General features: G+C 62.0%; 9 protein-coding genes. 2 read left to right on the forward strand and 7 right to left on the reverse strand.

What is annotated here, in order from left to right:
* Nucleotides 1-6: 6 nt before the first annotated feature.
* From R3E77_07820 to R3E77_07835, 4 genes are read right to left on the reverse strand one after another with little or no spacing between them, the layout of a single operon-like run.
* Entirely contained in the window at nucleotides 7-921 is a 915-nt protein-coding gene (locus tag R3E77_07820; protein MEZ5499322.1) for a MoxR family ATPase, read from the reverse strand.
* The gene (locus R3E77_07825) at nucleotides 911-3,679 is read right to left on the reverse strand and encodes a valine--tRNA ligase (protein MEZ5499323.1); all 2,769 of its coding nucleotides are present in this window, start codon (nucleotides 3,677-3,679) and stop codon (nucleotides 911-913) included. Before R3E77_07825 ends, R3E77_07820 begins: the two co-directional genes overlap by 11 nt.
* Before the next feature lie 53 nt (nucleotides 3,680-3,732).
* On the reverse strand, nucleotides 3,733-4,179 hold the full coding sequence (locus R3E77_07830; GenBank protein ID MEZ5499324.1) for a DNA polymerase III subunit chi: 447 nt from the start codon (nucleotides 4,177-4,179) through the stop codon (nucleotides 3,733-3,735).
* Between the two features lie 11 nt (nucleotides 4,180-4,190).
* The gene (locus R3E77_07835) at nucleotides 4,191-5,684 is read right to left on the reverse strand and encodes a leucyl aminopeptidase (protein MEZ5499325.1); all 1,494 of its coding nucleotides are present in this window, start codon (nucleotides 5,682-5,684) and stop codon (nucleotides 4,191-4,193) included.
* 115 nt (nucleotides 5,685-5,799) lie between these two features.
* Between R3E77_07835 and lptF the strand changes: the two genes are divergently transcribed.
* On the forward strand, nucleotides 5,800-6,888 hold the full coding sequence (gene lptF, locus R3E77_07840; GenBank protein MEZ5499326.1) for an LPS export ABC transporter permease LptF: 1,089 nt from the start codon (nucleotides 5,800-5,802) through the stop codon (nucleotides 6,886-6,888).
* Nucleotides 6,885-7,949 (forward strand): LPS export ABC transporter permease LptG, encoded by a 1,065-nt coding sequence (gene lptG / locus R3E77_07845; protein ID MEZ5499327.1) that lies wholly within the window; start codon nucleotides 6,885-6,887, stop codon nucleotides 7,947-7,949. Before lptF ends, lptG begins: the two co-directional genes overlap by 4 nt.
* Here the strand turns inward: lptG and R3E77_07850 are convergent.
* From R3E77_07850 to R3E77_07860, 3 genes are read right to left on the reverse strand one after another with little or no spacing between them, the layout of a single operon-like run.
* Nucleotides 7,946-8,950 (reverse strand): DUF4340 domain-containing protein, encoded by a 1,005-nt coding sequence (locus R3E77_07850; GenBank protein ID MEZ5499328.1) that lies wholly within the window; start codon nucleotides 8,948-8,950, stop codon nucleotides 7,946-7,948. The genes lptG and R3E77_07850 overlap by 4 nt on opposite strands.
* Complete coding sequence (locus R3E77_07855; protein MEZ5499329.1) at nucleotides 8,947-10,848, reverse strand: Gldg family protein; 1,902 nt, start codon at nucleotides 10,846-10,848, stop codon at nucleotides 8,947-8,949. Before R3E77_07855 ends, R3E77_07850 begins: the two co-directional genes overlap by 4 nt.
* A 28-nt stretch (nucleotides 10,849-10,876) precedes the next feature.
* Nucleotides 10,877-11,605, reverse strand: coding sequence for an ABC transporter permease subunit (locus R3E77_07860; protein ID MEZ5499330.1), 729 nt, complete (start codon nucleotides 11,603-11,605; stop codon nucleotides 10,877-10,879).
* Nucleotides 11,606-11,632 lie beyond the last annotated feature (27 nt).

Below are 11,632 nucleotides of genomic sequence, written 5' to 3' on the forward strand. Positions count from 1 at the left end.
ATGGCGTCAGGGCACAGGTATGAGTTCCATCAATTCGGCAGCAAGAACATTGCCGGCATCGCCACCGCTGCGGCTGTGCAAGCGATGGGCGGCGACGCTCACGAACACGGCCTGGACGTCGTCGGGCAGAACGTGGGCGCGCCCCTGCACCAGAGCGTGGGCCTGCGCAGCGCGAATCAGTCCGAGGCCGGCGCGGGGCGACAGGCCATTGGATGCGCCATCGAGTTCCCGGCTCTTCTGCAGAAGGGCTTGAACGTAATCGAGAACGGGCTCGGATAGAAAAATCTCGCGCACCTGCGTCTGCCAATAGATGACCCGCTCGGCACTCATCACCGGATGCATCAAGGGCAGGGCGTCGCGGCGGTCGTTGCCGCGCAACAACAGCCGCTCGTTGGCGCGATCGGGGTACCCCAGCTGTATGCGCATCAAAAAACGGTCCAGTTGCGACTCGGGTAAAGCGAAGGTGCCAGCCTGTTCGAGCGGGTTCTGGGTCGCAACGACGAAGAATGGTTCGGGCAGCCGATAGGTCGTGAGCTCGGTGCTGACCTGTCGTTCTTCCATTGCCTCGAGCAATGCGCTCTGGGTCTTCGGGCTGGCCCGATTGACTTCGTCCGCGAGCAGCAACTGCGTGAATACGGGACCGCGCCGGAAATTGAACTGCTGCGTGGCGCGATCGAAGACAGCGACGCCCAGAATATCGGCTGGCAGCAAATCGCTGGTGAACTGAACGCGTTGCCAGGCGATGCCGAGGACCTGCGCCAGCGCATGGGCCAACGTCGTTTTGCCCACGCCAGGCAGATCCTCGATCAGCAGATGCCCGCGCGCGAGCAGGCAGACCAGTGCCAACCGCAGCTGTCCTGCTTTGCCCAAGATGACTTCACCGAGCGCATCGAGGGCGGCGGTGAGTTCGCTAGTTGCCATCGATGAGCCTGTCAACTATTGCCGCCTGGCCGCGCAGTTTGCCCAACAGCGCTTCGAACTCCGTCACGCGATCGCGTTCCTGCTGCACTACCGCGGCCGGCGCGCCGTTGACGAAGCTGTCTTTGGCGAGCAGTCCGCGGCTGCGATCGAGGTCCTTCTGCAATTTCTGCATGCGCTTTTGCAGCCGATCGCGCTCGGCGGCCGGCTCGATCAGTCCGGCAAGCGGCACGAGCAGGCGCATCAGGCCGACGTTGGCCATCGCGGCAGGTGGGGCAGGCGCGTCCGCCGGCAACACGTCGATCGACCCGAGCGCGGCCAATCGCCGCAGTAGCGACTCATGGGCGGCGAGCAGGCGCCGATCGTCGACGCTCGCATCGGCAATCTTGATGGATAGCCGTCGGCCGGGACTGACATCCATCTCGCCGCGAATCTGCCGCAGGCCCATCACGAATTGCTGGATCCAGCTGATCTCGGATTCGGCCTGCAGGTCGCGCGCATGGTTCTGTGTCAGCGGATAGTCTGCCAGCATTACACTTTCATGATGCGCTCCGGCGAGCGGCGCGAGTTTCAGCCAGATCTCTTCGGTGATGAATGGCATCAATGGATGCAGGGCGCGCATCGCAGCTTCGAGTAACGAAACCATGTTGTAGCGAACTCGCGCCGCTGCATCGGGATCTTCGCCCTGCAGTATCGGTTTGCACAATTCAAGGTACCAGTCGCAGTACTCGTGCCACACGAAGGTATACAGGGCGTTTGCGGCGTAATCAAAGCGATATTCCGCGAACGCTGCGTGCACATCGGCAAGCATGGCGGAAAAGCGCGACTGCGCCCAGCGGTCGACTACCGATTCGGTTCCCGCCGCAGGCCGGACCGGCGGCTGGTCGCCGACGGTCATCATGACGAACCGGGCCGCGTTCCAGATCTTGTTGCAGAAATTTCGATAGCCGCCGACGCGCCCCAGGTCGAAGCGTATGTCGCGCCCCTGGGTGGCGAGTGCCGCGAAGGTGAAGCGCAGGGCATCTGCGCCGTGTGCCGCGATACCCTGCGGATACTCCTTGCGCGTGGCTTTCTCGATTGCGGGACGCAGGTGTTCCTGCATCAGGCCGGAGGTCCGCTTTGCGATGAGTGCGTCGAGATCGATACCATCTACGACGTCGATGGGGTCGATGATATTGCCTTTCGACTTGGACATTTTCTGGCCATGTTCATCGCGCACCAGTCCGGTGATGTACACCTCCCGAAACGGCACGTCCTTCCTGAACTTGAGGCCCATCATCATCATGCGAGCCACCCAGAAGAAAATGATGTCGAAACCGGTAACCAGCACTGACCCGGGATAGAAGCTGCGCAGGTCGGTTGACTCATCGGGCCAGCCGAGGGTCGAGAACGGCCATAGAGCCGATGAGAACCAGGTATCGAGGACATCCGGGTCCTGGCGCAGCGCGAGGCTGTCGGCGAGCGCGTGCTTGCTCCGCACTTCGGCTTCGTCACGGCCGACATAACACCGGCCCTCATTGTCGTACCACGCTGGAATGCGGTGTCCCCACCAAAGTTGCCGGCTTATGCACCAGTCGCGAATATTGCGCATCCATTCGTAGTAGGTCTTGGTCCAGTTCTCCGGCACGAAGCGCGTGCGTCCGGACTCGACGGCAGACAGCGCCTCCTGCGCGAGCGAATCGATGCGCACATACCATTGATCTGTGAGCAGCGGCTCGAGTACGGCCCCCGACCGATCGCCGCGCGGAACCATGAGTTTGTGCGCCTCTGTGTGCTCGAGCAGTCCCAGCGACTCGAACTCCGCGATCAGTTGCTGGCGTGCAGCATAGCGATCGAGGCCGCGATAACGTTCTGGCACGCTGTCATTCAGATGTGCATCGGCGGTGAGGATATTGAGCATTGGCAGCCCGTGACGCTCGCCGATCTCGAAGTCGTTGAAATCATGTGCCGGCGTAATCTTGACGCACCCGGAACCGAATTCTGGGTCGACGTAATGGTCGGCGATAATCGGGATGCTGCGTTCCGCGATCGGTAGCCGAACGCGCTTGCCGACGAGATGTGCGTAGCGCGGGTCATCCGGGTTGACTGCGACGGCCGCGTCGCCGAGCATGGTTTCAGGTCGGGTCGTTGCAACCGTCACATGTCCTTCGGCGCCTTCGAGCGGGTAGCGCAGGTGCCAGAGCTTTCCATCTTCCTCCGTACTAAGTACCTCGAGGTCCGACAAGGCCGTGAGCAGAACCGGGTCCCAATTGACGAGCCGTTTGCCGCGATAGATGAGTCCGTCTTCGTACAGTCGTACGAATGCTTCGTTCACGGCTCTTGATAGATCGGGATCCATCGTGAAACGCTCTCGCGTCCAGTCGACGGATGCGCCGAGGCGCCGCATTTGCGCGACGATCGTGCCGCCCGATTGCGCTTTCCAGCGCCACACTTCTGCCAGGAAGTCCTCGCGCGGCATGTCTCGCCGATTGCGGCCTGCAGTCGCCAACTGTCGCTCGACGACCATTTGCGTGGCGATGCCCGCATGGTCTGTCCCTGGCTGCCAGAGCGTATTGCGGCCGCTCATGCGGTGATACCGTGTCAGCGCATCCATCAGCGTGTGCTGAAACGCATGGCCCATGTGGAGTGTGCCGGTGACGTTCGGCGGAGGCAGCATGATGACGTAGGGATCGCCGGAACCGCGCGGCGCAAACCACCCGCGGCTCTCCCAGCGTTCGTAGATTGTGGACTCGATCGAGCCCGGCGAGAAAGTCTTGTCCATCAGTCTAGGGTCAGGCCCGGTGGCGGATGCAGAAGGCGAGTATACCCAAGCGCCTAGTGCGCCGATCGTCCCCGCAGCTGCTGCGTCGCGGGCTCCAGGCCCAGTTCGCGATAGCTGCGAAAGCGTTCGCGCCCGCGGGCGCGGCGGTCCGCGTCACCATCGATGATGTCGATGACGCGCTCGCAGGAGTCTGCCGCTGCGACAAACGTTTCCGATAACGAAATGACGATTTCGCCCGCATTGTCGGCGTCTAGCTGCAGCCTGACGCAACGCGGCTCCACCGGAGCGACGGAGTCGGCGCACTCATGCGGCAGGAAACTGCCGTCACGGAAAGTCCACATCAGTTCATCGAGGGCACGTTGTTGCTCTGCATCGGCGCACAGTACGACCACCGCCTGGCCTGCCTGGTAGGCTTTCTCCGCCAGCCTGCAAGCGAGCCTCAGCCGTTCCCGACCGCTGGCGTCGTCAGTGATGTAGAAATCGACTCGAGGCCTTGGCATGCCCGGCGGCCCTATTGGCCCGCACGCTTTAGCAGAAAATCGGCGAGCGTCGGGAGCGGGCGACCCGTGCTGCCCTTGTTCGCTCCGCTCAGATAGGCCGTGCCCGCGATGTCGATATGTGCCCATATCATGCCCGTGGTGAATTTGGACAGGAAGGTCGCGGCAGTGATCGCGCCGCCATCGCGGCCGCCGACATTGGCCATATCGGCGAAATTGCTGCGCAATTGCTCGGCATATTCTTCTGTTAATGGCAGCCGCCATAGTCGATCGTCCGCGCGCAGGCCGCTGTCAAGCAGCTCACTGGCAAGCGCATCGTCGTTGCTCATGAGCCCGCTATGGTGGGCACCCAGGGCGACGACGCAGGCACCGGTCAACGTGGCTACATCGATGAGCGCCGATGGTTTGTATCGGCGCGCATAGTGCAGCGCATCGCAAAGAATGAGACGGCCTTCCGCATCGGTGTTGAGGATTTCGACTGTTTGACCTGACGCGCTGGTGACGATATCCCCCGGCTTGATTGCGCGGCCGCCAGGCATGTTCTCGCAGGCAGGCACCAGTGCAATGACATGCAGGGGCAGGTTGTATTCTGCCGCGAAGTGCACGGCACCAAGCACGGTGGCTGCGCCGGACATGTCGAATTTCATTTCATCCATGGCCGGTGGGTCCTTGAGCGATATGCCACCGGTGTCGAAGGTGACACCCTTGCCGACCAGCACGACCGGACCACGCTTCGATGGGCGGGCGGGTCGATGCTCGAGGACGATGAACTGAGGTGGCTCGTCGCTGCCTTGGGTCACGGCCAGGAAGCAGCCCATTTTCTCTCGCTTGATCGCGTTACGATCCAGAATCCGCAGCTTGACGCTCTTGTAGTCGCGTGCAATGCGCCGTGCCGTGGCAGCGAGGTAGGTGGGCGTGCAGTGGTTGCCCGGCAGGTTGGCCAGATCACGTTGGGTGCGCATGCCAACGGTGATGGCGGCGGCCTGTTTGGCCGCTCGGCGGCCTGCCGCGCTGATGCTTGCGACAGGTCCTATCGTCAGGTGCCTGAGTGCGGGCGCGGGCGGGTGCGTGCCGCTCTTGAGGTCGTTGATGCGATAAATCGCCTGTCCGCATAGCACGCCGGCGCTGCGCACCAGCAAGGCGTCGGGCAATTCGCCGCCAACCGCAACATCGAGCGCGATCGTTGCGCTTTGAATTCTGGTTCGCGCCAGCGCATTGAAGCCGCTCACCAACGCGCGTCGCCATGCACGGCGATTGAGGTTCTTCTGCGCACCCTGACCCACCAGCAGCACGCGCGTGCGCGAATCTGCGGCAACTGGCGGGAGCAACAATGTTTCGCCGAGTTTGCCGGAGAAGTCGCCTCGCTTGACGAGCTGTGAAATGCGACCATCCTGCTGCCGGTCGACTTCGTCGGCCCATTTGCCGAGCTTGCCGCCGTCGAACACTCCGACCACGCAACAATCATTGTCTTTTTGAGGTACCTTCTTGGACCAAAGGTCGAAATTCATCCGCGCGCGCTCCTTCGGGTTGCCTTGGCTGTCCCGCCACAGCCCACGATTAGGCCGTGGTCGGTTGGGCCGGGCCCTATAATGATAGTTTATCGGACTTTTCCGGACTGATCTCTTGGGCGGCGTTTTTCGCAATTACCTGTTGCGCGAAGTACTGGCGGCGGTCGCCTCGGTGACGCTGGTGTTGCTCGTGATCCTGGTCACCAACGAAGTGGCGCGGGTTTTGTGGCGTGCCGCCGAGGGTGGTTACCCACGATCAGTGGTGCTCGAACTGATCGGGGCAGGCACGATGCAGAATCTCGCGGTGATCATGCCCATAGGCCTGTTGCTCGGCGTGGTGCTGGCTCTTGGCCGCATGTATCACGAAAGCGAAATGGTCGCGGCGCAAGCCTGTGGTGTTGCGACTGGCCGCGTGCTGCGGCCGGTAATGGCAGTGGCACTCGCCATCGCGTTGCTGCAATGCCTGATTACGCTGGTGCTCGCGCCCGGCGCGGCCCAGCGCTTGTTCGATCTGCGCAAGTCAGCTGCGCTCGCGGGGCAGTTTTCGCCAATCGCCCCGGGGAAGTTTGCCACCTTTGGCGGTGCCGGGACGGTCGTGTACGCCCAGAGCGAGGATCCGGACGGAACGCTGCGCAAGGTATTCGTCAAACGCGCGCACGAGAAGTCGCTCGAGGTCGTCACGGCCCAGTCCGCGCGCCACGAAATCAGCAACGACGGTGCGGTTCATACCATCACCTTGTTTGATGGCGAGCGCTACGAAGGTGTTCCGGGTGAGAGACGCTTTCGCATCATTCGTTTCAAGGAAAACGTCATTCCAGTACACGTCCCGGACCTTGATACGAGCGAGGTTCGAATCGAGTCCGTGCCAACGGCCGAGCTCATCAGGATGGGTACGAGCAAGGCCATTGCCGAATTCGCCTGGCGAACCGCCTTGCCCATCATGGCCCTGGTGCTTGCCGTGATCGCCGTGCCGTTGGCGCGGCTGCGTCCGCGGCAGGGTCGCTACGCGAAAGTGTGGCTCGCGATTCTCATCTACATCGCATACACCAATCTGGTTGCGACGGGACGCCTTGCAATCGAACGCGGCAGTCTGCCCGCCTGGCTCGGGGTGTGGTGGGTACATGCAGTCATTCTTTTGGCCGCCTGGTTGATCCTGGCGTCGCCGAATTGGCTTGCGCGGCTTCGCTACAAGGCAGCGGCATGAGGATCACCAGCTATCTGTCGCGGCAGGTGCTTGCATCGGTTGCCATGGTGATGATGGTATTGATGGCGCTTACCGCGCTGTTTACCTTCATCGGCCAGCAGGATGACGTCGGCATCGGCACTTACCGCAGCGGTGATGCGTTCTGGTTCGCGCTGTTCAACCTGCCGCAGCAGATGTTCGAATTGCTGCCTATCGGAGCACTCATTGGCAGCCTGATCGGTATGGGCGCGCTCGCCCGCGGCAGCGAGATCACCGTCTTGCGCGCAGCAGGCATGTCGGTCTGGAGCCTGGCCCGGTCAATCCTGCCCGCTGCTCTGGTACTGCTCGGCATGGCTGTGCTGCTCGGCGAGTACATCGCGCCGCCGCTGGTTCAGGTTGCCAAGCAGCAGAAAGCCTTCGCCAAGTTTTCCAACATCAGTTTTGCGGGGCGCGGCGGCGCCTGGTTGCGCGAGCCCAGTCGCATCATCAATGTTACGCAACAATCGACGGCGGACAGTTTTTCCGGGGTCGCGATTTTCGAGCTCGACCAACAAGGTCGACTCAAGTCCATGGCCACAGCCGCGTCGGCCGCGGCGGGTAGTCCCGGATACTGGGATCTCGGCTCCTATGCGGTAACGACTTTCGCGGGCGAGACCGTGAATGCCGAGCGCGAGCAACGCTACCGGTTGGCGACAGGCAGCAGCGGCGAGTTGCTCGGACTGACGGTGCGCGAGCCTTGGCAGCTGCCCAATCGCAGTCTGTGGAAGCTCATCCATCATCTTCGTGCCAATGGCCTCGACGCCGGTCAGACGATATTCGCATTCTGGTCGCGCATTGCGCGGAGCGTCGCGATCGTATTCGCCGTTCTTCTTGCCGTGCCCCTGGTCGTCGGTGTGTTGCGAAGCGCCGGTTCGGGCAGCCGTACGGTTGTTGGCATGCTGCTTGGAATCGCGTTCTTCATGCTGCAGAACCTGCTCGAAAGCGGTACGATCGTTTTCGACCTCAATCCGGTACTACTGGCTTGGTTGCCCGCCGCGCTGCTGGCGGGTGCGTCCTTGATCGCGATCCTGCGCGCGCGTTAGCCGGCGGGTTTCAGCATGTCCTCGAGCGGGCGGAACAGGCTCGTGTAACGCCAGGTCGGAACATCGAATACGAACCCGGCGAGTCGCCGCATGGTCTCGGCACTGGGCGCTGCCGGGTTGTCGGTGGCTCCTGATACGACGCCCGCATCGATGGTAATGCGGGCGCGATTGTTATCGCTGTGGCCCGCGATATCGACAAAGGTACCGTCCGACAACTCGGCGCGCGCATGATCGACAGGTGAGAAGTCACTGCTGTCGGAACGATGCGCAAGGTCGGTCATTTCGAGTTTCTCTAGGGCCCTGGCAGACTGGTCCGTCGCATCATCCGAGATCGTCGTGCGACCTTTAGGAAGATCGACAATGGCCAGGTGCGGCGAGTCGGTCGAGGGTCGTCGCAACCGGTAGGTCCTGCCCGCCTGGGTGACCGTCAGGCCGACGATGTCTTTGGCGGCAATATCAACCAGTTCGTGCGCAAGCCAGTCGGCCGGTTTGGCGGACGGTGAAAGTGACGGTTCGACGAGCAGTCCTTGTGCGTCGCCGGGTTTGCGTGCAAACACGCCGCGCCCACCGGCGTTCTTGCCGAGTATGACCGCGGCAAGGCTTTTCTCGCCTGATCGAAGCTCGACCAGCGTGCTGGACGCTCCAGGCTTGCTCGGGTCGTCGATGCCGAGTTCGGTGTACTTCGCCGGCAATGACGTTTTTTTCTCGGCAATGCGCAGTCCCGCGAAATCGATCAGAAACTTGCGCAACTTGCCCTGATCCGCCGCGAAGCCGCGCTCCGCGACCTGCCAGCCGTTGGCCGAACGCTGCAGCGTCGTGCGCTCGCCCGACTGGCTGACCGTCATGCTGTCAATGGCATTCAATTCGCCCTGCAGTGAATCGAAAAGTTTCGTTTCCGTGCCGAGATCGCGCGGCAGCGAGCGTTGCTGAGACAGCCACAGGGCGCCGCCTATAACCACCAGCGCCGCGAGCAGCAACAAGGTCAGCTTGCGTGACGTCACGGTTCGTCTCCTGTCCTGGCGGCCGGTGGTGCACCGCGGGAGCGGCGTCGCCACGTGACGAAGATCAACGCCAGCAGTGCGAACGCAACCGGTACCAGTACGATATTGACGAACTTGAGTCGATTGCCCAGCGCCTTGATATCGCTGTCGAGGCCCGCGCGAACCGCTCGAAGTTCCTTGCGGATGCGCAGCTTCTCGTCCTGGAAGCGTTCGAGTTCGGCCTCTTGTTCGGGCGTGAGAAGCATGGCATTGCTGTCGTTGCGCTGCGTTTGCAGTGACGACAGCTTTTGTTCGGTCGCCGCCAATTCCTGTTCCAGCTCCTGCTCCTTCGCGCGAAAGCGGTCTTCGGCGGCAACGCGCAGGTCATCCACCCGGCCGAAGGGCCGCGTGAAACTCGCACGGCCGCGGACGCTGATCAGATCATTGCTGCCCGCAAGATTTTCGATCACGTTCCAGACGAAGTCGCCGTTGTTCGCCCATGGCTGCACGATTCGCTGCCCGAAAAGGTTCTGTTGACGAACCCACATGAAATCGGACAGCAGGTCAGTGTCGGCGACGATCACAAGGTTGGCGGGCTCGCGTGATTCGCGCAGCCGCTCATCGCTTGCGGCCGTGCCTTCGGGCGCAGCGTCGGCAAACGCGCTCCTGATCGGCCCGCTCACTCTCGCGGCAAGCACGTGCCTTTGTCCGTCCGGGCGGAACCCGTCACGCAGCGTCGCCGGGTCGGTCATCATGGAAAATCGTGCCGCCGGCAACAGGCCCGAGTCGGTGCTCGAGAGCAGCAAGGGCTCGAATTTCAGTTTGCTGTCGGCTATCGGTTTGAGCTCGCCGGCACTCGCCAGATTGATGTTGCCAAGACCGCCGCTTACCACGTCCTTCTGGTCGAATGCGTCGCGATCGAGTCCCAGAATGCCAATGTGTCGCACCGGTGCCATACCCTGGCGCATGGCGACGGTCATGCCGTAATGCAGGTCGCCGACTATCTGGGTGCTGTCGAAATCTACGCCCCAGGCTTTCAGCAGCGGGCTGAGCCTCGAAGCACGGTCTGCGCCCAGAGCCGCCATGGGATTACCTGGCTCGGCAGCAGATTCATCCTGCTCTGCCAACGGGTCGATGAACGCCAGCACCCGGCCGCCACGCATGACGAACTGATCGATGGCGAACTCGGTCGCAGGTGTCAGCTCCTTCGGGTGCACGAGCACCAGTACCTTGATTGCCGGATCGATCGTCGCGAGCCCGGACCGATCGATGATGCGCACATCGAATAGTTGGCGAGCTTGCGAGAGTACGACCCAGGCGTCGCGAAACTGGCCGGACGCCGGGTCCATGCCGGCGTCCATTGGCAGCGATGAAAACCAGCCCACCGCCGGCTTTTTCTCGTTGCCCAGCTGGTAGATGAGCTTGGCGATGTCGTACTCGAGAAACTCTTCCTTGCCCGGATCGAAGAATTCGATGCTGGCATGGCCGTCGGTGGAGTTGGTGCCGGCAAGTCCAAAATAGACCTGGGTACCGTTGGCTCCCATGGGCACCGCGCGCAAGCCGAGCGCTGCAGCCCGGTCCTCCTCCTCGGAAAATGGTTGCGGGTCGATGACGGACAGGCGCAGCTTGCCGCCGCTGCGCGACGCCAGCTCCTCCAGCAACTCACGCACGCGAGTCGCGTAGGTGTCGAGGCCAGTGACCTGCTGCGCCGCTTCGGCCGAAAAGAAGAAGTACAGGTTGACCGGCTCTGGAAGCTTTTGAATGATGTTGCGCGTGCCATCGGCAATCGTGTAGAGCCTGTTTTCGGTCAGGTCGAGTCGCGGCCCATGCAGGCCCTTGGATACGAGGATGACGCTGCCGAGGAAGAGCAGTGTCAAAGCGATCAGCGCTCCGCCACCCATGCGCAATCGATGGCTCATAGGCGCTCCCCCAGATTGCCGTGGCTAGTCATGCGCGTCTCGCCTCGAGAACGATTGCCGTTGCGGTCAAAAAGAAAATCATGGTCAGAAGGAAGTACAGGACATCGCGCAAATCGATGACGCCTTTGCGCAATGCTTCGAAGTGCGTCCAGAACGAAATCGATGCTGCGGCATCGCGGAGGCCTTCCGGTAGCCATCGCAATGCGTCGACAACGAGCGGGAAGCCGGCCAACAACACGGCGAAACAAACGACTATCGTCAGGATGAACGCGACCACCTGGTTGCGCGTCAATGCCGACATGCACGAGCCGATCGCAAGAAATCCGCCCGCCATGAGCAAGCTGCCAATATAGGCGGTGATGATCGCGCCGTTGTCGGGTTTGCCGAGGTAGTTGACCGTGACCCAGAGCGGAAATGTCAGCGCGAGCGCAATCGCGGTGAAACCCCAGGCCGCAAGGAATTTCCCGATCACTGCTTGCCATAGCGTGATTGGCTGCGTCAACAACAACTCGATGCTGCCGCTGCGGCGCTCTTCGGCCCACAGTCGCATGGACACCGCCGGAATCAGGAACAGGTAGAGCCAGGGGTGAAAAACAAAAAAAGGCTCGAGGTCGGCCTGGCCTCGCTCATAGAACCCGCCGATATAGAAGGTGAGGGCGCTTGCCAGCACCAGGAAAATCAGGATGAAAACATAGGCGAGGGGAGTTGCGAAGTAACTGGCGAACTCCCTGCGAAAAATGGCGCTGACGTGGCTCACGTGGGTCGACTCCGGGGCTGGCGGGAC

Source organism: Steroidobacteraceae bacterium (assembly GCA_041395505.1).
GTDB lineage: Bacteria > Pseudomonadota > Gammaproteobacteria > Steroidobacterales > Steroidobacteraceae > JAWLAG01.

Coding starts and splice junctions, on each gene's coding strand:
- R3E77_07820 (MEZ5499322.1), bottom strand. CDS start 921: ATGGCAACTAGCGAACTCACCGCCGCCCTCGATGCGCTCGGTGAAGTC.
- R3E77_07825 (MEZ5499323.1), bottom strand. CDS start 3,679: ATGGACAAGACTTTCTCGCCGGGCTCGATCGAGTCCACAATCTACGAA.
- R3E77_07830 (MEZ5499324.1), bottom strand. CDS start 4,179: ATGCCAAGGCCTCGAGTCGATTTCTACATCACTGACGACGCCAGCGGT.
- R3E77_07835 (MEZ5499325.1), bottom strand. CDS start 5,684: ATGAATTTCGACCTTTGGTCCAAGAAGGTACCTCAAAAAGACAATGAT.
- lptG (MEZ5499327.1), top strand. CDS start 6,885: ATGAGGATCACCAGCTATCTGTCGCGGCAGGTGCTTGCATCGGTTGCC.
- R3E77_07855 (MEZ5499329.1), bottom strand. CDS start 10,848: ATGAGCCATCGATTGCGCATGGGTGGCGGAGCGCTGATCGCTTTGACA.